Genomic DNA, 23,776 nt, shown 5'->3' with positions numbered 1-23,776 from the left:
GTAACGAGTATAATCATTTAGGATTGCTATAGTGCTTTCAGCAGTGGCTATATTTCCAATAGAAACCAACCTGGAAAAAGATGTGGAAGTTTTTGGAGATGTGTGTTGCAGATATCAGCATGAGGCAATGGCATTGCATTAGATGGAATGTGCTGTATTATATAGCAATTATATTTTTGGTGTGAATGGGATTTATTTTTTTTATTAACCGCAGAGAGAGACAGAAATGATTGATTTAACCGGAAAGGTAATTTTAGTAACTGGTGGCTCGAAAGGGATTGGTGCAGTGACGGTTCGGACTCTGGTTAATGCTGGGGCTGAGGTGATTTTGCATTACTGTCACAGTCACCAAGCGGCGGAATCGGTAGCAGCAAGTGTGGCGGGCGATCGCTGTTATTTATTACCTGCAGATTTGATGCTAGAAAATGCGGCTGCGAGTTTGTGGCGAGATGCGGTAAAATGGCGCGGTCATATTGATATTATAGTTAACAATGCTGGGATTATGCAGTCGGCGGGTATTGAGGAGGAATTTGATATTTGGTCGTCGGTTTGGCAGCAAACTTTACAAGTTAATTTAGTTGCTGTTGCTGATTTGTGCCGGGAAGCAATTCTACATTTCAAAACTCGCAGTGGTGGTACAATTATTAATATAGCAAGTCGCGCTGCTTTTCGCGGCGATGACCCTAATTACCTCCACTATGCCGCCTCAAAAGGTGCGATTGTTGCTTTAACTCGCAGCATTGCTAGAGGATTTGCGGCTGAGAATATTTTGGCTTTTACTGTTGCACCGGGATTTGTCAGTACGGAAATGGCAGATAAGTTTATTCGGGAGTTTGGCGAAGCAGAGATTGTGCGCGATATCCCGATCGGCAAAATCGCTCCTCCTCAAGATGTCGCCAATGTTATCGCTTTTTTAGCCTCTGGTTTAGCCCCGCACGCTACCGGGACAACGATCGACATTAACGGCGCCTCTTACGTGCATTGATGCTATCCGTGATACTGCACAAAACATCTAATTGTAGGGTGCGCAATGCGCACCTTACGACTACCTCCAAAGACTCATGAACACACATTTTGCCACCAACCAATTTATAACCTTAGCCAGACGCGAAAACAGCAACAAATAAATTAAATTTTATAAAATACTACCTTAAGGAAAACTGATTATGACAGCAGATAACGTAACCAAAAGCAAACGAGTTGCTATCCTTATCGAAAATGGAGTAGAAGATTCCGAATTCCTAGTTCCTTACAACGCCTTAAAACAAGCAGGATTTGAAGTAGTTGTTCTCGGTTCCCGTACTAACGAAAAGTATGCCGGAAAAAATGGTAAAGTTTCGCAGCAAGCTGACGGAACTACCACTGAATCAGTAGCAGAAGAATTCGATGCAGTGATAATTCCCGGCGGTATGGCTCCCGATACCATGCGGACTAATCCCAATACAGTGGGGTTTGTCAAAGAAGCTTTCGAGCAAGGAAAAATAGTCGCTGCTGTTTGTCACGGGCCGCAACTTTTGATTGAAGCCGACTTGCTAAAAGGCAAAAATGCGACTGGATTTTTAGCAATAAAAACCGACATGATTAATGCCGGAGCTAACTACATCAACGAACCTTTAGTAGTTGATGGTAACTTGATTACTTCCCGCCAACCGGGCGATTTAGCAATATTTACTACTGCAATTCTGGCTCGCCTCGGTTACGGCGGTAAAGCAGTAGGTTTACCAGAAGAAACTGACAGCAGTGCAGAATGGTGGAAACTAGCTAATGCTTGGGGAGGCTCCACACAAGGCGATATTGCTAAAGGTTTGAATACCGCCCTCGCAGGGGAACGTTATGCTTGCGAAGCGTTTCAAAATTATGCGGAAAAAACCGGAGATGCCGATTTGCGATCGTTCCTTGCAGAAATGGTTCAAAACAAACAGCACCACATCCTCGCTCTGGAAAAACGCCTGAACGATTTCGGCGAAAAACCCTCAATTCCCGCCCAAATTGCTGATAAATACGCTAAATTAAAAACTTCGCTCCAAGGAACTGATGAAACGTTTTTGTTGCGAACCATTTTGGGCGATTTGCAAACTGGTGTTGTCGATATCCACAACCTGCGGGCCCAGTTTACAGATCCGGTATCAACTGACATTTTTACAGAGATAGAAGCGGATTTGTCTAAGTGCGAGCAAGCCTTTGCTAAACTCTTCCGCGCCCGTGCAGTTTCCCAGGACATTAAGCCGCCAAAACCTTCGACTAGCCCCGCTGTTACGATGTAACTAGCCGCCGGATCAATAATTTTGTAGTTGTGCCAAGGGGTTAAAACCCCCACCTAGAGCGCAACTACAAATTTGCTATGCAATAATAAAATATACGCCTTTGGGGTAAAATAAATCCCAAGACTACAAAGCAGACGCTAAATTAACTGCAAGGTGGAGAATTTTATAAAATGGGTTCTATTTTTGTTTCAGCAGGACACGGCGGGTTTGAAGGCAGCTTGCGGGATATGGGGGCGATCGCGCTTGGCACAACCGAAGCCCAGGAAATGATCCAAACTCGCGAGTTAGTAGTAGCCGAATTGCGGCAGCGAGGCATCAACACTTTCTCCGTGCCGGATACTCTGAGTTTGGTAGAAACTATCGCTTGGATAAACAACCGCAGCGTCGCCGGAGATGTAGCGATAGAAATTCACGGCGACTCTTTTTCTAATCCCCAAGTTCGCGGTGCCACTGCGTTTTATATTGGCAGCAACCCTAAGCGAAAAGCAGATGCGGATTTAATTTTAAACGGCTATTTACGCAGGTGCCGAGAAATACCCAACCGCGGCGCAAAACCAGATACTGAAGCTGGTGTTGGTAGCCTCGCATTTTGTCGGCGCGTCAACATTCCTTCGCTACTGATTGAACTCGGTTTTTTGACCAGTCCCGACGACTTGCGAATTATTCAAACTCGCCGCCGCGATGTCGCCCTCGGACTCGCTGACGGGCTCGAAGCTTGGTTAAAAAATACGAATTTGAAACCCTTAACACCACCGACACCCACACCAACACCGACACCAACACCCACACCCGCACCAACACCAACGCCCGCGCCGACACCTATAGTTTATCCCTTAATTAATATCCAAATTAACGGTGGGCCGCACGAAGATAAAGGCATTTTGGTGAACGGAAATTCCTTTGTCCCTTCCGAAGTTCTAGACCTTCTCAACGTCGAACCAGAGGCAGTCGATCGCCGGGTAACGTACAATGGAGTAGTTTTCGTGCGGGCGATCGATTTGCGCGATCGGGATATTTCCGTAGCATGGGATCAGTCTACAACATCAGTATTGCTGCGATCGCGCCGTGATATCCTCTCAGGCGTAGCAAAAATCATGGGTCGGGGTCTAACTACCGCCCAACAAATGACAGCATTTCTCGCCAAAAATAACAGCAAAGCCTCAGCAAACTTTCCGAGTTTACCTCAAATTTACGTGCAAGAAGCAGCTGCAGAAGGAGTTAACCACGACGTAGCTTTTGGCCAAATGTGTTTAGAAACAAACTATCTCAAATTTGGCATTGCAGTAAAAGCAGAACAATTTAACTTTGCCGACATGGGAGTCATCAGCCCCACAAATTCCGGCCTCTCATTTCCCGATGTCAGGACAGGAATTAGAGGGCAAATTCAGCATCTAAAAGCTTACGGCAGCATCGAACCTATCGACCAACCTTTAGTTAAAGAAAACGTGCGTTTTCGCTTTGTCAAGCGCGGTGTCGCCCCCACAGTCAACGAACTTGCCGGACGCTGGAATTCTGACCCATTATACGGAGAAAAAATCATCAATATCATCCGGCTTTTCTACGAAAATGCAGGTTTATTGTAGTCAGTTGACAGTTGACAGTTGATAGTTGATAGTTGATAGTTGTCAGTTGTCATCACTCAAAGCCGTCAACAGTTAACAGTTAACAGTCCACAGTTAACTGTTAACAGTCAACAGTCAACAGTCAACAGTCAACAGTCAACAGTCAACAATGCCAAATTCCCGATTATTAAATAACTATGGTTTCTAGCAACATCCAATTTTCCGACATTCAAAATAATTGGGCAAAAATATTTATTGACGGCTTAGTAGAACGGTCAGTAATTAGCGGATTTCCCGATCGCACTTTTCGCCCCAACAGCAACCTAACCCGCGCCCAATTTGCCGCCATTGTCAGCAAAGCCTTTCCCATACCCGACAAACGGCCCTACATTCCCTTTATCGACGTTCCCGCCACTCACTGGGCCGCCGCCGCCATTCAAACAGCATATAAAAGAGGGTTTATTTCCGGCTACCCCGACAACCTGTTCCAACCCGAAAACAGGATTACCAGAGCCGAGGCATTAGTTGCCTTAGTTAGCGGAGTATTTGGCTCAAATAGTGTACCAACAAGCAATCTTATCCTATCAAACATCTACCTAGACAGCACAGAAATTCCCAACTATGCCAAAAATGCGATCGTCATAGCCACCCAATCCGAAATAGTCGTAAACTATCCAAATTTAAACTTATTAAATCCCGCCGGAAGCGCCACCAGAGCCGATATTTCAGCCTGGGTTTATCAAGCATTAGTGTATCTCAAAAAAGCACCAGCAATATACAATCAATATATTATAGTTCTCAGCAAAGTTCCCCGACCCCAAGTTTACGTCAACCACCAGCGAGAATTTCGCGGAGTTTGGATAACATCAGTGTGGAACATAGACTGGCCGTTCAGCAACAAACTCTCAACAGAACAGCAAAAAGCCGAACTGTTAAAAATTCTTGACAGGGTACAAGAAATGAATTTCAATGCAATTATCCTCCAAATTAGAGCAGCAGGCGACGCCCTTTACGCCTCACAATTAGAACCTTGGAGTTCATGGCTGACAGGAACTCAAGGAAAACCACCAGAACCTTATTATGACCCTTTAATATTTGCCGTTGCAGAAAGCCACAAACGCAACATAGAAGTTCACGCTTGGTTCAATCCCTACCGCGCCAAAGTTTCTTATACCCAAACCCCTCCCAACGTCAGCCCGCACATCTCTGTTACCAATCCCGAATGCGTTTATCCGTGGGGCGACGACTGGTGGATGGATCCGGGAATTGATTTAGTGCTAGAAAAAACTTACAACGTCATTTTAGACGTAGTAAAGCGCTACGATATAGACGGCGTTCACTTCGACGATTATTTCTATCCTTATCCAATTGCCGGCAAAGAATTTCCCGACAGCAAAATTTACAATAGTTACGTCTCCAGAGGCGGAAAAATGAGTTTAGGAGATTGGCGTCGGGAAAATGTTAACAAGCTAGTTAAAAGACTAGGAGAAGGAATTCGAGCAGCCAAACCCAACGTTAAATTCGGCATCAGTCCCTTCGGCATATATCGCCCCGGCCAGCCGCCCCAAAGTCGCGGTTTAGATGCCTACGAAACACTTTACGCCGATGCCAAAAAATGGTTAGTATCAGGTTGGGTCGATTATCTCAATCCGCAACTTTATTGGCGCATCGACCAAACAGCTCAAAGCTATCCAGTTTTGCTGCAATGGTGGCTAGAAAATAACCCGCAAAACAGACATATTTATGTGGGAAATAACTTAGGAAAGCTTGACGGTCAGAAGTGGAATGTAGACGAAATCAACAATCAAATTGAGATTACGCGCAACTCCAAACAAAACTTAGCTTTAGGCAATGTTTTCTTCAGCATGAAAGCATTTAGCGACAATCGCCAAAAAATATACGATAATTTCAAATCCACTACATACACGCAACCTGCACTCGTTCCCGTGATGCCTTGGCAAAATGGAACGCGACCAGCCCCTCCCGCATCAGCCGTAGTCCAAAAAGTTGGCAACAGCAATATTTTGCAGTGGAAAAATCCCGCCGATAAAAACATTCGTTCGTGGACGCTTTATCAAAAAAATGGAGATAGCTGGAAGCTTATCAAAATTCTCAATGCAGACACAGTACAAGTAGCCGTAGGAACGGGAATTTATGCTTTGTGCGCGGTGAGTATCATGGCTGTAGAAAGTGTAGGAGTTTTCATAGAAATATAATCACAAGTTTAGCGAAAAATGATGGCATATAATGTTCATACGTTGCTGCAAATAGAAGCGATGGGCATCAAAACGCTGAACTCCTGAATCTAGATGTAACTCTTTGCAATCATGGTGCCTGCCAAATTCTATCAACCACTCAAACAGATTTTGCCCGTAACCTTTTGACCGCACTGTTTCATCAACAACCAAATCATAAACATACAAAAATCGTCCCCACGCCAAACACTCATCAATACAGAACCCTGCTACAGCAAATATTTGAGCATCTCGTTCTAAAAAAGCCAACTGGTAACCATTCTGCTTTTGACGCTGAACTTTCTCCAAAAAATCCTCTTGTTTCAGGTGTGGACGTAATTGAGCCAATATCGGAAAGCATTCAAGGATTTGTGAATCGGATTTTGCCAACTGGATCGACATGAACTAAAATCTATCGAAACTTCACTTCTAGACTATGATACCTAATTTTTGTCCATCCCATTGACAAAAAACTTTCGCCAATTCGAGCGAGTCACAAATGCCGATCGGGCGATCGAAGAAACAGCCCGCACTTTTCACATCGGAGACAAAACCCCCAAAGTTTCCCAAATGATTTACGGCAATCCTGACAACAGATAAATTCAACAGACAACAGACAACTGACTAATAACTTCTTCCTTGCGATAGAAGAAATATTGCAGGCAAATACGCTATCCTGTTGCCAATATTTTTGATCTTGAGGAAAAAACGGCTGTGGTTCCCTTACGCGACGAAAACCCGATCAGCATCACTCCCTACGTTACCTACGGGCTGATTGCTGCAAACGTATTAGTATTTTTGTACGAACTCTCCTTGGGCGATCGCCAATTAACGCAATTTTTCTACTCTTGGGCGGTAGTTCCTTGCCAGCTAAGCAATATGTGTCGGGTAGCGCTGCCAGTTTCGCCATTTCCCGAATGGACTACGCTAGTTAGCTCCCAATTCCTGCACGCAGGCTTTCTCCACATTGCCGGAAATATGTTATTTTTGTGGATTTTTGGCAACAATGTAGAAGACCGTTTAGGACACGTCAAATTTATAATATTTTACCTTACCTGCGGCGTTTTAGCATCACTAACTCAGTGGTTTTTTTCCTCAGCATCAGCCATTCCGTCCCTTGGTGCTAGCGGCGCGATCGCAGGCGTGATGGGAGCTTACATTCTCAAATATCCCCAAGCCAAAGTTCTAACACTGCTGCCGTTAGGAATCTTTATTACCACCGTCAGAATCCCCGCTTTCTTCTTTCTCGGATTTTGGTTTGCACAGCAAGCATTGAGCGGGTTGGCTTCCTTAAATGCCCCTGCAAATGTCGGCATGGAATCCGGGGGAGTTGCCTACTGGGCTCACGCCGGCGGCTTTGTTTTCGGCGCTATTCTCGGCCCTTTGTTGGGACTTTTTTCTGAGGACGATAGGATTTAATTTTTCACCGCAGATGAATGCAAATTAACGCAGATAAACTGCCAACTAAATCGGCGTTTATCTGCGTTTATCTGCGGTTTCAAACCTCTGATTTTTTTTAAAGTTCGGTGCTATACTTGGCTCTTTGTTGTGATTTTTCTCTTAACGGGTGACAACGCACCTATAATGCTTGCTGCACAAGGGATAGGGCGTAGAAGCCACAAAAATAGAGACGTTTATTTATGGGGCTTGAGCGCAATTAGACTTATTACCCAATCGTTCCATAATTCCATCCCATAGATCCACCGTTGTCCATAGAGGCTCAGACTAAATTCACTTTGTCGTGGGGTTTTGTCTTGATGCTCCGAGCTCCGCCCAGCATAAATTTCTACACCTAATTTCTTGATCCATTGTCCGTGAATCGTTGCCAAACTATAAGCGAGCGAAATCAACAAGACTCAAGCTAACAAACGAGCTTCATTGACCTTGGTATCTTCTAAATTATCACCACCAGTTTTGTAATCTTTGAACATCTGTTCGATGTCCCACCGACAACAATAAACATCTAAAGTCAGCTTCAGATTAGGGAGATTTGTCAGAATGTACCAAGGTTCTTTTGGCCCTGGCTTACGATATTTTCGTTTCCAATATACAGCCAGATTAAATGGCCCTAAACCGTCTCCTTTATTTCCCAAAATATTCTGATAAAATTTGGACATCCCAGGTTTGAAGCCAAGCTTTTTGAACACTTGATAGTCTTCACCTAAATTCTCTTGAAATTGGAAGTCCTTTTTCTGACGTAGTGCAAAAGATACACCCCTGGAATCAAGCCATGATGCGAGTTTGGGGCTATGAAACTCTCGATCGCCATTATACCAAAACGGGGTATTTCTTAAATAGAATAAGGACTGTACCTACAAGTCGTTTTTGAGTCTTGAGGTCACTGTTACCTGACTTCTTTAAGAGTTCCCAATATATTGGCAGAGCATGAGTTCCCCAGACTAGACTAACCATAAATATATTATGTCCTTTCCACTGTGTCCGGTCGATTGTAACGATCCAATAGCCATACTTTTGATGTTTGAGTTTTCGTACACAACGACGTTGTTCTCGGTTTAAGCGCTTGGACGTTTGCTCTTGCCGAATCCAATATTTAATCAGGGGAAACCATAACAGTTTGATACACAACTGAGGCAACACTCTCAAGCGTTGTAAGTTTCGGAAAGCGGCTTTGATATTGAATCGGTTGAGGAAAGACACTGGCTAATACGGAGAGCTTGACCTGACGATGAGCCTGAAGCAATAACAACAGCAGTTGTAAGGTTAAGTATTGGCTTTCATTGAGATGAGTGCACAGGATTTTTTAGTATCATGGTGGCAACATTTTGTTTTTTGGGGAGCCCGTGTGGCTCCTTATTTTTTTACCTTACCATTCTCTCAAAGCTTTGTCCTGTTTAGACTAGAAGTGCCTTGTCACCCGCTAAGCGACGCAGCAAGCGGCTGATATCTTGAATGTATCGCGACCATTTCTTGTGAATTTGCTAGATGAAGGAGCAATTCCTTATATCAAAGTAGGTTCCCATCGGCGGATTCGATTTAAGGATTTAATCATTTATCAAGAACAGCGAAAAGTGATGCGTCGCCAAGGACTTAAGGAATTAACTCAATTTCTTCAAGAGGAAGGATTTTACGAAGCAGGAATACACGATATAGCTCAAAATTAAGGATGATGAACTATGAAAGACTATCGCATCAATATTTTTTACAGCAACCAAAATGAAGGCTACATTGCTGATATTCCCGATTTAAAATACTGTTCAGCTTTTGGCGAAACCCCAGAATCAGCTTTGCAGGAAGTACAGATTGCTAAAACAGCATGGCTTGAAGCTGCAAAAGCTACGGGAAAACCCATTCCCGAACCAAAATATCGACCTGCAATATATCAACTTACGACTTGAAAAACATCGCACAAATCCACCTTACTGCATCCGATCGATCGTCCGATACTGCACCGCCTCCCCCACATGATTCGTTTTCAAGCTTTCATCCCCCGACAAATCAGCAATAGTTCTCGCAACCTTCAAAATTCGATCGCTCGCCCGCGCCGAAAGCCCCAACTTCCGAATCGCCATCTCCAACAAATTCCGCGAAGCATCATCCAACTGACACCATTGGTTAATATGACTGCTTTGCATTTCCGCATTACAGCGCAAGCTAGATTCCGACTGAAAACGGCGAGTTGCGAGCTCTCGCGCCCGCTGCACCCTCACCCGCACCGGTTCCGACTCCTCCCCCGTCGGCTGTCGCGTAATCTCCTCCGGTTTCAAACGATTAACCGCCACCTGCAAATCAATCCTATCCATCAAAGGCCCCGAAAGTTTTGCCCAATATTGCTCTCGCTTTTGCGGCGAACAAGTACACTGTTGGATCGAGTCGCCGTAATAACCGCAAGCGCAAGGATTCGTACTAGCAACTAAAGTGAATTGTGCCGGAAACATCACCGATTGTCTAGTCCGAGAAATCGTCACATAACCATCTTCCAACGGTTGCCGCAAAAACTCCAAAACATCTCTTTTAAACTCAGTTAATTCATCCAAAAAAAGGATGCCGCGATGTGCTAAAGAAATTTCACCCGGACGCGGAAAACTGCCCCCGCCAACCAGAGAAGGCCCCGATGCCGAATGGTGAGGACTGCGAAAAGGCCGATCGCTCACCAGCATTCCCTTATCCTTCAACAACCCCGCCACCGAATGAATTTGAGTTACATCCAAAGCTTCATCAAAAGTCAGCGGCGGCAAAATACCAGGCAAACGTCTCGCCAGCATAGTCTTACCGCTCCCTGGGGGCCCGACAAAAATCAAATTGTGTCCCCCCGCCGCCGCAATTTCCAAAGCCCGCCGCGCGTGAATTTGCCCCTTTACATCCTTTAAATCTAGACCCGGAATCCGCTTTTTTGCTAACTCTTCTCGACCGTTTACTTGTACCGGCGAATAAACTTGAGGATTGTTTAAAAAATCAGTAACTGCAAAAATATTTTCAAAACCGTAAACAGATATTCCCTGCACCAAAGCGGCTTCTTCCGCATTACCAGCCGGTACAATTAACCCAGAAACACCCATTTTGGCAGCAGCAGCGGCGATCGGCAACACCCCAGACACAGCCCGCAAACTTCCATCTAAGGACAGTTCGCCCAAAAACAAATAATCTCCCAAAAGTTCAGCGCTGACTTGTTCCGACGCTGCCAAAATGCCAATGGCGATCGGCAAATCAAAGCTCGGCCCTTCCTTCCGCAAATCCGCCGGAGTTAAATTTATCACAATACTCCGCATCGGAAAAGCATAACCCGAATTTTTTAGCGTAGCCTTAACCCTTTCTTTAGCTTCTTGCACCGCCGAATCAGGCAACCCCACCACCACAATTTTCGGCAGCCCCCCCGACACATCAGCCTCCACACCCACCTTTACCGCGTCAATGCCTACGATCGATGCACTCCAAACCCTAGCAAGCATTTTTCTCGATCCCTAATTTGCCTGTCTTTGATTCATCATATATTATGATTAACAATGACTAATGAATATCGGAAGAAGCAAGAAAAACTTTTCCTTGCCTCTTCCTTTTCTCTTTTTGCTCCTCTGCTGCTGAGTCTTCCCCCTTCCCTCTTCCCTCTTCGCCTTCTGCCTTCCGCCTTCTGCCTTCTACCTTCCGCCTTCTGCCTTCCCTCTTGGGCCTTGCCACTTCTTCCCTCTTCCTTCTTCCGTCTTCCGTCTTCCGTCTTCCGTCTTCCGTCTTCCCTCATCCTTCCTCCCATCCGTTACATCCCGTACATTGCTCGTTGCCGAACTTCCTTCCTTAACACCCATGACAACTCAAGAAACGCTTTTCAGCAAAATCATCCGCAAAGAGATTCCAGCAGACATCGTTTATGAGGACGACTTGGCCCTCGCCTTCAGAGATATCAATCCCCAAGCGCCAGTCCACATCCTCGTCATTCCCAAAAAACCTATTCCCAAATTAGCCGATGCCGAGTCGGGAGACCATGCTCTGATGGGACACCTGCTGCTGACTGTCAAGCGGGTAGCAGAACAAGAGGGCCTGTCCAACGGCTATCGCGTCGCGATCAATACCGGTAATGACGGCGGCCAAACTGTAGACCACCTCCACCTTCACATTCTCGGCGGACGGCAGATGAACTGGCCCCCTGGCTAAAGGTTAATTTTGCAGGCCCCATTTACGAACTCATCTTCAGAAACCCGGTTGATTGCGATTAGCGCCTCAGAAACCGGGTTTTTTGGTCAACAAATTTTTGCCGCATATCTTTGATGCGAGTCGGTCAACCGCAGATGTCAGGCCGATCGACACAGATGCAGCGCAGATAATTTTAAGATGGTTTTGGCATGAATGCAAGCAGTCTATTGAGAATGTAGTTCGATCGCAACTTCCCCCTCGACTTGGCCGCCAGTGAAGTCACCCCGGTAGCAACGATCGCTCCTTCAATCAACAGCTAAAATTAGCTTTTTGTTTGAGCAAATATAACTTAAGAGACTTATTTCCGATCTTATTTCCGCTGCAACGCTCGCAATCAAAATGCTTCGTAGTGAGGACTTTCCTCCTGGTAATGGATGCGGACTGAAGTCCTCACTAAAAACAGTTAATTGACCGAACGTGATATATTAATTAAGAATTATTAGATTTAGCGATCGTCAAAGTGGCAATATTTAACCGGCTTAAATTTGAAAAACTCGCGCTTGGGAAATCTCAAGTATTAGCTTGGGCGATCGCATTTTTCAGCGGCATTTTGATGGCATTGACAACAGCACCATTCAATGCTTGGCCCTTAGCCTGGATTGCATTAGTTCCGCTGTGGGTTATGGTTGTCAGTTATCAACAGCCAATAATCACAGAAAAAAAACAAAAATTTCTTTTTCTTCCTTCTTCCTCCCATCCGTTAAATCCGTTAAATCCGTTACAGAATCCGTTGCCGAACTTCTTCCTTCTTCCCGTACTGTGGGGAATTGGCTATCACGGATTAGCCTTATCTTGGATTATGGGAATACACCCCATGACTTGGTTGGGTGTTCCTTGGTGGCCCAGTCTGGCGATCGCACTTTTTTGCTGGACATTCATCACCCTTTGGGGAGCCGCATTAGTCACCGTTTGGGCGTGGCTATTTGTAATTCTCAACTCCCTCACATTACCAGCTAAAAATCCTCTGCTTAACTCCCCCCCTTTACCAAGTCAAAATCTAACTCTTAACTCCCCCCCTTTACAAGGGGGGGCTGGGGGGGGTAAAACTCAATTTTCAGCATTAACCCGCGTTTTAATTGGCACAGCTTTGTGGTGCGCCTTAGAAAGTATTTGGAGCACAGGTTCGCTGTGGTGGACATCACTATCATACACCCAAAGCCCGCACAATTTACCAATATTGCACCTCGGTCAACTCTCCGGCCCCGCTGCAGTAACAGCCGCCATCGTAGCAGTAAATGGCTTAATTGCCGAAGCTTTTATTGAAGGAAGAAGGAAGAAGGAAGAGGGAAGAAGGAAGAGGGAAGAAGGAAGAGGGAAGAAGGAAGAAGGGAGTGGAGAAAAGGAAGAAGGAAAAAGGAAAAATTGGGTAGCTTATATTTTGCCTGCGGGTTTGTTTTTAGTTTTGCATATTGTCGGCTGGAGTTTATACAATCGCCCCTTAATTCAAGAAGCCGGAACAGCATTAAAAATTGGGATTATTCAAGGCAATATTCCTAACGAAATTAAGTTTGACTCAGGGGGCTGGCGGCGCGCTTTGGAAGGTTACACCGCTGGATACAAAGAGTTAGCAGACAGAAACGTCGATGCTGTGTTAATTCCAGAGACCGCTTTGCCTTTTATCTGGACAAACGAGTATCAGCGTTCCACTCTTTCCTTTTATCAAGCTATTCTCGAACGCGGTGTAGTGGCTTGGGTGGGAGGATTTGGACAGGAAGAAAATGGTCTCACTAATAGCTTATTGGCGATCGACAAAACGGGACAAATTGTCGGCCGCTACGATAAACTAAAGCTGGTGCCTTTAGGCGAATATATCCCTTTTTACGAAATCTTAGGCGGGATTATAAATCGGCTGTCACCCTTAGATGCTCGTTTAGTAGCAGGAAACTCAAAACAATTGTTTGATACGCCATTTGGCCGCGCCATTGTCGGAATTTGTTACGATTCCGCCTTTGCTGAAAATTTCCGATATCAAGCAGCACAGGGAGGCGAATTTATGATTACAGCTTCCAACAATGCCCATTACAAACCGCCGATGCTGGCCCAACATCACGCCCTCGATGTGATGCGCGCAATAGAAACTGATAGATGGGCAGTTATCGCAACTAATACGGGGTACTCTGCTTTTGTAAATCCTCACGGCGAGACGGTTTGGAAGTCTGGACTTAATACCTACGAAGTCCAAGATGCTACAATTTATCGGCGGAAAACTAGGACTTTGTACGTGCGCTGGGGAGATTGGCTGACGCCTTTATTGTTGGTTTTAGCTGGGTTGATGCGGTTGATTCTTAGAAATTAATGTCTAACAATTTATCACAAATTTTGCGACAATCGACAAGATTGCACTCACTCACTCTCCTATCTTAAAAACATCTGCGTTTATCTGTGTTTATCTGCCTAAAATCTGCGGTTGCTCTATCTATTCCGTGATTTATGCAAGAGGTGTAATCAAATTATTGGCTTTGTTGACTCAATCTTGTACGCACAGGTGCGTCGCTCGATCAATTATCGATTTTATTCGGTAATCTTTCATAGCGACGCACCACAGCTACTAATGACTAATGACTAATAATTCTACTTATCTTTAACCTGTTCGTGAACATTAGGAGATAAAGTAATTAAATCGTCGATATTGCGCTGCATGGTAGCACAAATATTGTCCAAAGGCAAATCATTGGTATCATGCCCGAAGGGATTTTCAATTTCAATCCCGATTTCTTCGATGCCGAACAAAGTAAAACTAATTAAAGCCACAACAGGGCCGGTTCCCCAACTCAAATCATTCACCATTTGAAAGGGCAGTGCCAAACAGTAAAGCAACAATAGCTGCTTCAGGTGAATCGTGTAAGCCAAAGGGATAGGTGTCTTCAAAATTCGCTCGCAGCCACCTAATACATCAATCATAGAGTTGAGCAACTCCTTCATAGCAGTTAACTGATAGACATCAAGGTAATTGCGCTCGTATTGCTCGTGCAAATAATCCTCAATCCAAAAGGCAATTTCTAGCGGCGGATTGTTCATCGACTTGAGCTTTTGGTACTGCGCTGGGGACATCAACGGCTCCAATCTTGAATTTACCACTTCTTGGCGCAAGTGCAATTTCATCGATATTGCAAAGGCAGGTAACAGGCGCAGGACTGACTTTTTTATGGCGCTATCCTGCGGATCTTTTTCCTCAATAGCTACCCAGATTTGGCGCGCTAAATTGCGGACGTTGTTGACTAAGGTTCCCCACATTTTCCGACCTTCCCAAAATCTCTCGTAGGCTGTATTTGTCCGAAAAACTAGCAGTAAACCCAGCACAATACTCGGTACAATACTAGATAAAATGGGTAAGGAAACCGGCCATTTCAAAAAGTGCAGCAGGGAAATAAAAAGTCCAAAGCCACCGCACAGTAAAACCCGTAACCAAATTGAGGGAATGACGGAGCCCCGAACCTGTAATGCAATGTTAAACCAAGACGGTCGATCGACATTCATGCAATTCTCCTCATAAAATTAAATCACTCGTCTGCGCCCACAGTCTATTTTCGATTGGCGATTGACAAGGGCAGATGCAATCTGGGGGTTGGAACTTTGGTCTAAAATTGGGGCTTTTCACAACTTCTATAGGGCGCTGGTATCCCTATTGGGGTGCGGTGAGAGCTTCCGAAAAAAGCTTTCCTACAAACAACCTTTGAATTTTACCCAAAAAACTCATCTTTAGGATCGATCTAAAATCTAAAATCTAAAATCTAAAATCTAAAATCTAAAATCTAAAATTGATTGACTGATGCACTTAATTAGGTAAGATTGGTTGTGTATCTTTAATATCTCAGCTTCCGTGCAAGAGCTACCGACATCTTTGCCCCCGAATTCTCCCCGATTGCCCAACCAACGGTGGCAAATTTATGCGCCTCAACCGCAGCAAGCCGAACAGTTTGCCGCCGAAATCGGTTTGTCGTCTTTGCTAGCACAGGTACTGATTAACCGAGGTATCGATTCTGTTGAAGAAGTGCAAGGGTTTATCGAACCGGAATCTCTGGTTTTGCCCGCGCCAATGGATGAGTTTCCCGATTTGGCTGCGAGTGTCAAATTGTTGCGGGAGGCGATTTCGGGAGGGCAGAAAATTGCGATTTGCGGCGATTACGATGCTGACGGGATGACGAGCACGGCTTTGTTGCTGCGAGCTCTCAGGGCTCTGGGCGCGAAGGTGGATTATGCTATTCCCAGCCGGATGCGAGAAGGTTACGGGATTAACGATCGCATTGTAGAAGAATTTCACGCCGAAGGTGTGGCTCTGATTCTGACAGTTGACAACGGGATTGCAGCCTATGGGCCCGTTGCCAGAGCGCGAGAACTCGGTGTAAAAGTTATTATTACAGACCACCACGATTTGCCACCAAAACTACCGCCGGCGGATGCTATTCTCAACCCGAAATTAATTGCGGAATCTTCCCCTTATCGCGGCTTGGCTGGGGTAGGTGTTGCCTATGTTTTGGCGATTACTTTAGCTCAAGATTTGAATAAAGTTGGTGGGTTAGTAAATCCGCTGCTGGAGTTATTTACTTTGGGAACTATTGCGGATTTAGCTCCTTTGACTGGGGTTAATCGCCGCTGGGTAAAGCGGGGCTTGCGGCTGTTGCCTCACTCGCAATTAGCTGGCGTTCAAGCTTTGATTCAGGTGGCCGGAGTGCAGGCGGGAAGTGCGGAAACTTTACCTCTTTTTAATTCAAAAAGTCAAGCTAATAATACGTTAAAGCCTGAAGATATTGGTTTTCGGCTGGGCCCGCGGATTAATGCTGTGGGGCGGCTGGCTGACCCTCAAATTGTGATCGAGTTGCTGACGACGGACGATCGCGAATTGGCACTCAAAAACGCGATGCAGTGCGAACAAATCAATCAGCGCCGGCAGGAGTTGTGTCAGGAAATTGAGCAGGAAGCGATTGCTTGGTGCGAGAAAAGTGATCTCGATTTGCAGCAGGAACGGGTTTTAGTTGTGGTGCAACCCGGTTGGCACCACGGGGTGATTGGGATTGTGGCTTCTCGGTTGCTGGAACGTTACGGCGTACCCGTTTTTATCGGTACTTTTGAGGATGAGGGTGGCGAAACGGCTAATATCATCCGGGGCTCGGCGAGGGGAATTCCTGAATTTAATATATTTGACGGGCTGAATTTTTGCGCGGATTTATTAACTAAATTTGGCGGACATAAAGCGGCTGGCGGTTTTTCTATGCCGGCCCAGAATCTAGAACAATTTCGCCATCAACTGTCAGTTTTTGCCAATCAATGTTTGCAGCCGGAACACCTCAAGCCGCTGGTTTCTGTAGATGTGCGAGCAGATTTGGCTGAGATTAATCTCGATCTTTACCGACAAATTGATGCTTTAGAACCCTGCGGAATTGAAAATAAGGCTCCTGTATTTTGGACGGCTAATGTTTGCATCACTGAACAGAAAATTGTGGGTAAAGGAGGCCACGTTAAACTAACTGCAACTCAAGATGAAAAAGGCTCGCCTAGTGTGAAGGCGATTGCTTGGCGTTGGGGGGAATATTTTCCTTTGCCTCGGCGGGTTGATATTGCTTACCGATTGCGGGAAAATAGTTTTAAGGGCAAGACATCGGTTGAGTTAGAATTGTTGGGTGTCCGCTTGCCTGCTAGTGCTGCTAGTTCGAGGCCGCCGATGTTTGGAAAAGTTGAGTTTGATTATTGCGATCGCACTTATTCTTGCAGTCTGTCTCCCGCCGGTTCTCAAGAGGAGTTGAGAATTCGCAACTCTCAAGGGCAAGTTTTGGCTGTTGCACCCGGACAAAACATCGGTTTGTTGGGCAACTCCCGCCTCGATGCTAGAGAAGTCGATGTATCTTTACCTTTTTTTGAGAATTTGATTCAAACTGCTAAACACGCCCTCGGTATTTGATTTAGCGGTTGTCATTTAATAACTCAAACATCTGCCACACTTCTCTTTTTCTAGAAGTCGCGGGTAAAGAAAGGCTCTTTCCCGCCTATCTAAATTACTTTGGCTCGAACTGTTGCGATCGAGCTTAAATTTTAGATGCGATCGCAGTTCGATCTCTCATAGGAGATACTCACCGATCCCTCATCTCATGTCGGATTGATTACTCTAACAAAAACGGTTTGTAGTGCGCCCGAAACTCCTTTGTTTAAGAGCCGACGGTCGTCCGCACTACGAACCTGTTGGAAGAGCGGACGGTCGTCCGCACTACGAACCTGACGCGCGTGTGGTTAATTGAGCGGACATGATATCAATCCTTCAATGCCCCAATCTCAAATCGAAAAATGGAAAATCTCAAATCGATTGCCGATCGAGCTTTGGGAATGAGTGCATCACATTTAAAACCAAAACTCCCAACTCTCGATCGCCACCTAGCGTGCTATAATTACAGGTCGCCGCCTTTAGCGGCCAATAGAAAAATCACGATCGGGCCCGAAAGCACGACTGCTGCGAGTAAAGCTACTTGAACAATGAGTTGGTAGTTTACACCGTCGAGGCCGCTGAAAAGATCGGTTATAAAGTCCATGTGTCCTCCTGACTGTAGTTATTAAGTCTAGATTGTTCAATTAGAAAATCCGCTTCTGATTTTACCGGGCTATTGTCCCTATTTTTTAAGGAAGTTTACAAAATTCAACAAAATGTAAAGAACGATCGACCTCCCAGCGATCGCGCATTCCGGTCAAAAACTCCTCTATTGCTCGATAGGGGGAGAGAATCCGAGAGGAACTAATGAACGAGCGATCGAGTAAACCAGGATTTTGTACGCATCCGAAGCCGGGACTTTCCCGCCTCTAGCGCTGGCACTTGATATACTACCAAAAGCTGAAATATTCTGGGGTTTCCGATTTTCCCGCTAGCGGGCCCAATCTAAAATCTCAAACTTGTAGGCCTCCGTCGCAGTATCTAAACTCTAAAACTTGTACACTCGCGACTTGTCCGCTGGCCTAGCCGAAGCAAGCCGAAGAATCTAAAATCTAAAATCTAAAATCTAAAATCTAAAATCGAACTATGGCGAATTGGCGTTGCGTAAAACAATGCGGTGCTTGTTGTTACCTAGAACCAACAGAGCGCCCTGACTTAGACGAGTATTTGTCTGCTGAGGAATTAGAGCTATATTTGGGCTTGGTCGGAGATGACGGTTGGTGTATCAATTTTGACAGAACTACGCGAGAATGCGGAATATACGCCGATCGACCGCGCTTTTGTCGGGTAGACTCTGAGGTGTTTGAGGAGATGTACGGGATTGAGCCGGCCGAGTTGAACGATTTCGCGATCGAGTGCTGCTTAGAGCACATTGAAGACCTTTATGGCGATCGATCTTTGGAGATGATCCGCTTCAACTCAGAAGTGGGAATTCTCGCCTTACCCGGTAATTAACCGAGTTGATGTTCCTTTGGGTTTTGTCCCTCCAGCTCCTTTGCCCGATCGCTATCTCAATCTAAAATCTAAAATTGAACGATCGGGAACCAGTTTCTCCAGCCGATAGTGTCAAAATAAATAAATCACCGAAATATCGCGCAGTTGAGTTGAGCCATGAGCAATCGAGAAGGTTTTACAGGGGGATTCATTGCCGGAGCCGCAGTTGGTGGCTTGGTGGGCGCAGTTTTCGGCGCTTTGCTGTCGCGGCGCGCTGCGGAAGCTTTGCTGAGTGAACCTTCAGAAGCAGAGGTAAGAAAGATCCGCCAGAAAAAAGCCAGCCAACTCGAAGCCGAAGGGATGGAAGTAGCAAGGCTGAGTTTGGAAGATAAAATTGCCCAGCTAAATCAGACCATCGATGACGTGCGGCTGCAACTAGGCGATGTCAACGGGAATGGGCCAGCGCACAGCAGCGAGGGTTCGATCGCCCGAGACTCCTGAATCAATTTAAAATTTTAGATTAGTATGCCAGTTGCATCCGGGCGATCGACTTTCACGCCGGAGTGTTTTCGCTTGCACAGCACGAAGCCAGAGACAAACACAAGCGAGCCGGAAAATCGCATTCCCAAACAACATTTTTACCAAATCGGGATGCTCCCACCCTCGCCCGCTCCCCCAGCTATGCTAAGCTTAAAGTTGAAGCGTCTGTAAACTTTACTCAAACTTCAAGCAGAATATATGAGTTATTCCATAGGTCTTTTGGCAACCACGCTGTCCACATTTCTGCAAATCTATACATTCCTAATGATTGCTAGGGTGCTCCTAAGCTGGTTCCCCAACATCAATTGGTACGATCCCCCGTTTTCGATTTTGAGTCAGCTTACAGATCCTTACCTAAATCTGTTCCGATCGATTATTCCACCCCTAGGAGGGATTGACTTTTCGCCGCTGATTGCATTCTTTTTACTTCAGTTCGGCTCGGAATTCTTGATCGGTCTTTTAACCAGCTTGCAAACAGCCTTGTAGTTAGAAAAGCTTAATTTCTTAAGCAGCAAGCGTAAATTGTTTGGCAAACGTAGCTGCAGGCAACTAAATTTTAGATTTGACCTTCTTAAATGAACTCCCCGGTTGAAAAGCTGGGGAGTTCTTCGTAAATTAGAAATGAGAAATTGCCAGCCACTCAACAATCTAAAATCTACAAGCAAAAATCGAAAACTGCATCGCAATTTCAGGGCAGCCAACCCAAAAGCTCAAATAGTTTTGTTAGCGGCGAACCACACCAGTAAAACCTGTAGCCTTAAATTGCTTGAGCTTCAAAGGTGTTCGCTGATTGCTGGACACCGAAATTCTGATCTGAAAATCGCTAACTCCGGGAGGAACTTCTGCGATGGAACCCAAGCGAGTTCGGTTTTGCATCACCGGATTTTCATCTGCATCATAAATGCGGCCGAAAATATCGGCATTGACAACAGGTTTACCGCTACTATTTTCCGCTTTTCCAGTAATCAAAAAGCAGTTAGCTTCCATAGAACTGCCGCTAGTGACTGTTCCTTCTGCCATTTCGGCCGGACATTCGCGATAAGAAAGATCTGAAAGTTTGATCTGTGTCAGAGCCCAAGCGGGCGGAGTGTATATCAAACTAAAAATTGCGATCGCGCAAGTAGCAAAAAAAAGACTGATAGCTCGAAATTTCATAAATTGCAGCGCAAGTATATTTTAATTCCCAGCTTAGCGCGAATTCACGATCTAATTTTCAACATCTTCAGGGAAACAGCACTGCGCGGTTTCCCTACCGCCACACAAATAGCATCAGTCTAAGCCTAAATGCTGCCGCAGGGCTTGGCGCATCACATCGACTGGAACTGATTCTGTGTCCAGCCAAATTTTCAAGGCGGCGGCTCCTTGTTGAACGAGCATTTCGAGTCCGTCAATAGCTAGCGCCCCTCTTTGCTGTGCATCTTTGAGAAACTGAGTCGGATTCGGGGTGTAAATTAGATCGTAGGCGATCGCACCTGCGGCCAGTCGATCGAGCGCAGCAGCAGAAACCGGCGACTTTTCCCCGTGCGGGTGCATCCCCACAGGAGTCGTATTCACCAGCAAATCCGCCTGCGAAATTAACATTGACAAATTATCCCAAGTATGCACCTGCAAATTTTGCACCGGCATCGGAGAATTTACCCAACTCTGCTGAAATTCCGCTAAATTTTGGGCGCTGCGGCCGACAACGTGAATCTCGGCACATCCCAATTGAGCGCATCCAGCCACAACAGCCCTCGCCGCCCCGCCATTCCCCAAAATTACCGCTACTTTCTGACTCCAATCGGAACCCCCCCTAGCCCCCCCTTGGTAAGGGGGGGGACTGGATTCAACAGCCATATCGTCGTTTTCTAAGGGAGAAATCACGTCTTTAGCCCCCCCTTCGTAAGGAGAGTTTGGGGGAGTTTGCAACGGCGCGAGAAAGCCTTCTACGTCAGTATTTGTGCCGCACCAGCCTTTGTCAGTTCGGTAGACGGTATTGACTGCGCCGATCGCCCGGGCGATCGGCGAAACTTCCGACAGCAGCGGTAAGATGGCTTGTTTGTGCGGAATCGTGATGCTAAATCCCCGAAGGTCGATCGCCCCAAAGCCTGCAAGCGCAGCCTTTAAATCCTCTGGTTTTACCGGAAATGGGAGATAAACAAAATCGACTCCCAAGTGAGCAATAGCAGCATTGTGCATCGCCGGCGACAGAGAATGTGTGACGGGATGACCGATTACTCCGAGCAGTTTAGTAGTGCCTTGAATCATAGTAGTTTGATGTGGAAGGAAATTCGGCAACCAATTGTTTTAACCGATTTAACCGATGGCTTTTGATGGAAGCAGAAAAGAAGAATCAAGAATAATTTTGATAGCGCTATTATACATTTTTTGGTAATTGCTCAACCAGGAAAAAAAGGGAGCCATTAGTACGGAGCGCTGGTTGAATAGATCGATCGGCAGTTCAACCCAAACCTTTGCCAGTATTGACAACTGAACGCACCGCTGCTTTCCCCATCCCGGATTTATTCTGAACCGAAGCCCTTAGTCACGCGGCCAAATATTACACTGATCAGAATCGCCAGTTCACTCTGATTGTTCGTGGGTGGAATTGTCGCATCTTCCAGAAATATAACTACATTGTCAATCAGCCAACCCTAGGCTTTTCGTAACCAGATATCACCCTTATTTTCTAGCGCTAAATTTAAAATTTCGGTTAATCTTTCCTGTAAATTTTTTCGATATCTCTTGAGTCTAGTCTCGTCCATTTTTTCTCGCCATCGATGGACTATCAAAACCCTTACTTAATAATCACCTCTTCATCCCTAGGGCAAAAATTATGTCCCCAAAATCAATAGTATATTCGCAATCCCGCAATCTATCGGGACTCACACACTTTCCATTGTGGTGCTGAATATTTTTTTTGAGCGCGGGATAATTTTCACACCCAGATATCACGACGAAAATATTTTGAATAGGCGCAACAGTTAATAACATTAACTCCAAATAAATGCGACTTCGATAGAAAAGGGTTGCGTGCTGCAACCCTCCTAACAGTCTATTTCCTAAATATCTTTGTCACCCGCCCAGAAATTATATATGAAATTGCGATCGTACTTATAACTTGAACTAATCAGAGACCCTGCTATAGCCAGTGATTGGGATACGTCCTTTCTTCCGCTAAATTATTAAATATCACGGCGCACAAGACCAAGATCATCGATCCTTCAAAAGCAGGTGTTAGCAAAAATTGCCAGTCTGGTTTGGTCATCATGACGACTAATGCAACTGCTCCCGAAGGCGGATGTAGAGTGCAGGTCATCTGCATAATGCCGATCGCACTAGAAACCGCTATCCCCATCGCAAAGGGAGAAGAACCGAGAAAATGCAGAATTATTAAACTTATTAGAGCAGCTAAGAAATTGCCTCCAATGACATTCCGGGGTTGAGCCAAGGGGCTGTCAGGCACACCAAAAATTAGAACGCTTGTAGCGCCAAACGGAGCCATTAGTAAAGGAGAATTAGTTTTTACAGCAAGATAGGACGTTGCAGTAATTGCCAAAAAACTGCCAATCCAACTCCAAACAATATGTCGGTGATGAGGTCTGTCTATTCGGCAAGTCAATGGGCACGATTGCCATCTACCAAGGATTTTAAACCAATATCTTTCCCATTGCAGCAGAATTTTTTTAGGGTCAACCATAAACGTTATTTGATAACCGGGCTTCTTAAATTGTTTGATCCAGCCTCTACTAAAGTTAAGATACCATAACAATTTGTAAAAAAGTAGTTAAACGTACAGATTTTTTACTTCTATGCCATTTCAGGTGCAGCTCACAATTCGCTTGGAACGGACTAGCAAGTTTTCTCGGTGCAACATACGTTACCGGCCACGGCAAAACTTCACCCGTAGCCCTCCGAGTGCTCTGGGTAAAACGAGAGGTTATTTGTCAGGTGCGATACCGAGTAAGAATGAATTGACAGATCGCACCCACGCTTTGGAGCGGCCTCTGGTTTAGCCGTGCGATCGCCCTTTTCCGGTCATTCCTGATAAGTTAAGACACTGGCTGCATTTGTCAATCAGTAATAATACTTAAAAGAACTGTCGATCTCCGACTGATATCAAATCCGGTAGCATCGGAATGATTCAGATATATATTCTCTCCCTCTGTGTACTCTGCGTACTAATAAGGTTAAATCATTCCGATG

22 protein-coding genes and 2 pseudogenes are annotated in these 23,776 nt (G+C 45.5%); 15 read left to right on the top strand and 9 right to left on the bottom strand.

The window, feature by feature from the left end; translation table 11 throughout:
• Positions 1-226 precede the first annotated feature (226 nt).
• The 4 genes from QUB13_RS21735 (at position 227) to QUB13_RS21720 (ending at position 6,042) form a co-directional block, all read left to right on the top strand.
• Positions 227-985 carry an SDR family NAD(P)-dependent oxidoreductase gene (locus QUB13_RS21735; protein WP_333384641.1) on the top strand — a complete coding sequence of 253 codons (759 nt, stop codon included), beginning with the start codon at positions 227-229 and terminating at the stop codon, positions 983-985.
• A 181-nt stretch (positions 986-1,166) separates the two neighbouring features.
• A complete protein-coding gene (locus QUB13_RS21730) occupies positions 1,167-2,264 on the top strand; it encodes a DJ-1/PfpI/YhbO family deglycase/protease (RefSeq protein WP_333384638.1) in 1,098 nt (365 codons plus the stop codon).
• Between the two features lie 170 nt (positions 2,265-2,434).
• Entirely contained in the window at positions 2,435-3,847 is a 1,413-nt protein-coding gene (tftA, locus tag QUB13_RS21725) for a hormogonium tapered terminus morphoprotein TftA (RefSeq protein ID WP_333384635.1), read from the top strand.
• Positions 3,848-4,023: 176 nt separating this feature from the next.
• On the top strand, positions 4,024-6,042 hold the full coding sequence (locus tag QUB13_RS21720) for a glycoside hydrolase family 10 protein (RefSeq protein WP_333384632.1): 2,019 nt from the start codon (positions 4,024-4,026) through the stop codon (positions 6,040-6,042).
• On the opposite strand, the gene QUB13_RS21715 is transcribed toward QUB13_RS21720, so the two are convergent.
• On the bottom strand, positions 6,043-6,450 hold the full coding sequence (locus QUB13_RS21715; RefSeq protein ID WP_333384629.1) for a GNAT family N-acetyltransferase: 408 nt from the start codon (positions 6,448-6,450) through the stop codon (positions 6,043-6,045). It lies immediately after the preceding gene.
• A 72-nt stretch (positions 6,451-6,522) separates the two neighbouring features.
• Here QUB13_RS21715 and QUB13_RS21710 point away from each other — a divergent pair, with 72 nt between their 5' ends.
• Both QUB13_RS21710 and QUB13_RS21705 read left to right on the top strand, forming a co-directional pair.
• Positions 6,523-6,660, top strand: a complete 138-nt coding sequence (locus QUB13_RS21710) for an MFS transporter (RefSeq protein WP_228049856.1) — start codon at positions 6,523-6,525, stop codon at positions 6,658-6,660.
• A gap of 114 nt (positions 6,661-6,774) precedes the next feature.
• Entirely contained in the window at positions 6,775-7,479 is a 705-nt protein-coding gene (locus tag QUB13_RS21705) for a rhomboid family intramembrane serine protease (protein ID WP_333384626.1), read from the top strand.
• Between the two features lie 160 nt (positions 7,480-7,639).
• Here QUB13_RS21705 and QUB13_RS21700 read toward each other — a convergent pair.
• Positions 7,640-8,818, bottom strand: a pseudogene (locus tag QUB13_RS21700) (IS4 family transposase).
• Positions 8,819-8,957: 139 nt separating this feature from the next.
• Here QUB13_RS21700 and QUB13_RS21695 point away from each other — a divergent pair.
• Positions 8,958-9,182 (top strand): annotated as a pseudogene (locus QUB13_RS21695) (helix-turn-helix domain-containing protein); the annotation flags it as partial.
• A gap of 12 nt (positions 9,183-9,194) precedes the next feature.
• On the top strand, positions 9,195-9,416 hold the full coding sequence (locus tag QUB13_RS21690; protein ID WP_333384623.1) for a type II toxin-antitoxin system HicB family antitoxin: 222 nt from the start codon (positions 9,195-9,197) through the stop codon (positions 9,414-9,416).
• A 21-nt stretch (positions 9,417-9,437) separates the two neighbouring features.
• Here the strand turns inward: QUB13_RS21690 and QUB13_RS21685 are convergent, their stop codons facing one another.
• Positions 9,438-10,967, bottom strand: coding sequence for a YifB family Mg chelatase-like AAA ATPase (locus QUB13_RS21685; RefSeq protein WP_333384621.1), 1,530 nt, complete (start codon positions 10,965-10,967; stop codon positions 9,438-9,440).
• A 186-nt stretch (positions 10,968-11,153) separates the two neighbouring features.
• Positions 11,154-11,318, bottom strand: coding sequence for a hypothetical protein (locus QUB13_RS21680; protein WP_333384618.1), 165 nt, complete (start codon positions 11,316-11,318; stop codon positions 11,154-11,156).
• On the opposite strand from QUB13_RS21680, the gene QUB13_RS21675 reads away from it, so the two are divergent.
• Together QUB13_RS21675 and lnt are read left to right on the top strand one after the other, a co-directional pair.
• Positions 11,317-11,664 (top strand): histidine triad nucleotide-binding protein, encoded by a 348-nt coding sequence (locus QUB13_RS21675; protein ID WP_333384615.1) that lies wholly within the window; start codon positions 11,317-11,319, stop codon positions 11,662-11,664. The two genes, QUB13_RS21680 and QUB13_RS21675, sit on opposite strands and share 2 nt — an antisense overlap.
• A 499-nt stretch (positions 11,665-12,163) precedes the next feature.
• Positions 12,164-13,999: an apolipoprotein N-acyltransferase gene (lnt, locus tag QUB13_RS21670; RefSeq protein ID WP_333384611.1), complete on the top strand. Its 1,836-nt coding sequence runs from the start codon at positions 12,164-12,166 to the stop codon at positions 13,997-13,999.
• Positions 14,000-14,274: 275 nt separating this feature from the next.
• Here the strand turns inward: lnt and QUB13_RS21665 are convergent, their stop codons facing one another.
• Positions 14,275-15,180 carry a bestrophin family protein gene (locus tag QUB13_RS21665; RefSeq protein ID WP_333384607.1) on the bottom strand — a complete coding sequence of 302 codons (906 nt, stop codon included), beginning with the start codon at positions 15,178-15,180 and terminating at the stop codon, positions 14,275-14,277.
• A gap of 343 nt (positions 15,181-15,523) precedes the next feature.
• On the opposite strand from QUB13_RS21665, the gene recJ reads away from it, so the two are divergent.
• Positions 15,524-17,599 carry a single-stranded-DNA-specific exonuclease RecJ gene (recJ, locus tag QUB13_RS21660; RefSeq protein ID WP_333384605.1) on the top strand — a complete coding sequence of 692 codons (2,076 nt, stop codon included), beginning with the start codon at positions 15,524-15,526 and terminating at the stop codon, positions 17,597-17,599.
• A 481-nt stretch (positions 17,600-18,080) separates the two neighbouring features.
• On the opposite strand, the gene psb30 is transcribed toward recJ, so the two are convergent.
• The gene (psb30, locus tag QUB13_RS21655; RefSeq protein WP_106149210.1) at positions 18,081-18,221 is read right to left on the bottom strand and encodes a photosystem II reaction center protein Ycf12/Psb30; all 141 of its coding nucleotides are present in this window, start codon (positions 18,219-18,221) and stop codon (positions 18,081-18,083) included.
• Positions 18,222-18,703: 482 nt separating this feature from the next.
• Here psb30 and QUB13_RS21650 point away from each other — a divergent pair, with 482 nt between their 5' ends.
• From QUB13_RS21650 to QUB13_RS21635, 4 genes are all read left to right on the top strand, one after another.
• The gene (locus QUB13_RS21650; protein ID WP_333384603.1) at positions 18,704-19,072 is read left to right on the top strand and encodes a YkgJ family cysteine cluster protein; all 369 of its coding nucleotides are present in this window, start codon (positions 18,704-18,706) and stop codon (positions 19,070-19,072) included.
• Positions 19,073-19,228: 156 nt separating this feature from the next.
• Positions 19,229-19,552, top strand: a complete 324-nt coding sequence (locus QUB13_RS21645) for a hypothetical protein (RefSeq protein ID WP_333384600.1) — start codon at positions 19,229-19,231, stop codon at positions 19,550-19,552.
• Between the two features lie 24 nt (positions 19,553-19,576).
• Positions 19,577-19,762 carry a hypothetical protein gene (locus tag QUB13_RS21640; protein ID WP_333384597.1) on the top strand — a complete coding sequence of 62 codons (186 nt, stop codon included), beginning with the start codon at positions 19,577-19,579 and terminating at the stop codon, positions 19,760-19,762.
• A 27-nt stretch (positions 19,763-19,789) separates the two neighbouring features.
• The gene (locus QUB13_RS21635; RefSeq protein ID WP_194012794.1) at positions 19,790-20,077 is read left to right on the top strand and encodes a YggT family protein; all 288 of its coding nucleotides are present in this window, start codon (positions 19,790-19,792) and stop codon (positions 20,075-20,077) included.
• A 237-nt stretch (positions 20,078-20,314) separates the two neighbouring features.
• Here QUB13_RS21635 and QUB13_RS21630 read toward each other — a convergent pair whose 3' ends face one another.
• The 3 genes from QUB13_RS21630 to QUB13_RS21620 all read right to left on the bottom strand — a co-directional run bounded on the left by QUB13_RS21630 (position 20,315) and on the right by QUB13_RS21620 (position 23,270).
• Positions 20,315-20,746 carry a hypothetical protein gene (locus tag QUB13_RS21630; RefSeq protein ID WP_333384594.1) on the bottom strand — a complete coding sequence of 144 codons (432 nt, stop codon included), beginning with the start codon at positions 20,744-20,746 and terminating at the stop codon, positions 20,315-20,317.
• Between the two features lie 114 nt (positions 20,747-20,860).
• Positions 20,861-21,838, bottom strand: coding sequence for a shikimate dehydrogenase (locus tag QUB13_RS21625; RefSeq protein WP_333384591.1), 978 nt, complete (start codon positions 21,836-21,838; stop codon positions 20,861-20,863).
• Between the two features lie 874 nt (positions 21,839-22,712).
• Positions 22,713-23,270, bottom strand: coding sequence for an HPP family protein (locus QUB13_RS21620; RefSeq protein WP_333384589.1), 558 nt, complete (start codon positions 23,268-23,270; stop codon positions 22,713-22,715).
• Between the last annotated feature and the right edge of the window lie 506 nt (positions 23,271-23,776).

The sequence above is a fragment of the Microcoleus sp. B4-D4 genome (assembly GCF_036705185.1).
GTDB lineage: Bacteria > Cyanobacteriota > Cyanobacteriia > Cyanobacteriales > Microcoleaceae > Microcoleus.
Note: the sequence above shows the minus strand (reverse complement) of the source record. Positions and strands in the feature narration are given on the sequence as shown.

What these genes read in the sequence shown, in the direction of transcription:
- QUB13_RS21735 (WP_333384641.1), top strand. Translation starts at nt 227, where the DNA reads ATGATTGATTTAACCGGAAAGGTAATTTTAGTAACTGGTGGCTCGAAA.
- QUB13_RS21730 (WP_333384638.1), top strand. Translation starts at nt 1,167, where the DNA reads ATGACAGCAGATAACGTAACCAAAAGCAAACGAGTTGCTATCCTTATC.
- tftA (WP_333384635.1), top strand. Translation starts at nt 2,435, where the DNA reads ATGGGTTCTATTTTTGTTTCAGCAGGACACGGCGGGTTTGAAGGCAGC.
- QUB13_RS21720 (WP_333384632.1), top strand. Translation starts at nt 4,024, where the DNA reads ATGGTTTCTAGCAACATCCAATTTTCCGACATTCAAAATAATTGGGCA.
- QUB13_RS21690 (WP_333384623.1), top strand. Translation starts at nt 9,195, where the DNA reads ATGAAAGACTATCGCATCAATATTTTTTACAGCAACCAAAATGAAGGC.
- QUB13_RS21685 (WP_333384621.1), bottom strand. Translation starts at nt 10,967, where the DNA reads ATGCTTGCTAGGGTTTGGAGTGCATCGATCGTAGGCATTGACGCGGTA.
- QUB13_RS21675 (WP_333384615.1), top strand. Translation starts at nt 11,317, where the DNA reads ATGACAACTCAAGAAACGCTTTTCAGCAAAATCATCCGCAAAGAGATT.
- QUB13_RS21680 (WP_333384618.1), bottom strand. Translation starts at nt 11,318, where the DNA reads ATGGGTGTTAAGGAAGGAAGTTCGGCAACGAGCAATGTACGGGATGTA.
- QUB13_RS21665 (WP_333384607.1), bottom strand. Translation starts at nt 15,180, where the DNA reads ATGAATGTCGATCGACCGTCTTGGTTTAACATTGCATTACAGGTTCGG.
- psb30 (WP_106149210.1), bottom strand. Translation starts at nt 18,221, where the DNA reads ATGGACTTTATAACCGATCTTTTCAGCGGCCTCGACGGTGTAAACTAC.
- QUB13_RS21650 (WP_333384603.1), top strand. Translation starts at nt 18,704, where the DNA reads ATGGCGAATTGGCGTTGCGTAAAACAATGCGGTGCTTGTTGTTACCTA.
- QUB13_RS21645 (WP_333384600.1), top strand. Translation starts at nt 19,229, where the DNA reads ATGAGCAATCGAGAAGGTTTTACAGGGGGATTCATTGCCGGAGCCGCA.
- QUB13_RS21640 (WP_333384597.1), top strand. Translation starts at nt 19,577, where the DNA reads ATGCCAGTTGCATCCGGGCGATCGACTTTCACGCCGGAGTGTTTTCGC.
- QUB13_RS21635 (WP_194012794.1), top strand. Translation starts at nt 19,790, where the DNA reads ATGAGTTATTCCATAGGTCTTTTGGCAACCACGCTGTCCACATTTCTG.
- QUB13_RS21630 (WP_333384594.1), bottom strand. Translation starts at nt 20,746, where the DNA reads ATGAAATTTCGAGCTATCAGTCTTTTTTTTGCTACTTGCGCGATCGCA.
- QUB13_RS21625 (WP_333384591.1), bottom strand. Translation starts at nt 21,838, where the DNA reads ATGATTCAAGGCACTACTAAACTGCTCGGAGTAATCGGTCATCCCGTC.
- QUB13_RS21620 (WP_333384589.1), bottom strand. Translation starts at nt 23,270, where the DNA reads ATGGTTGACCCTAAAAAAATTCTGCTGCAATGGGAAAGATATTGGTTT.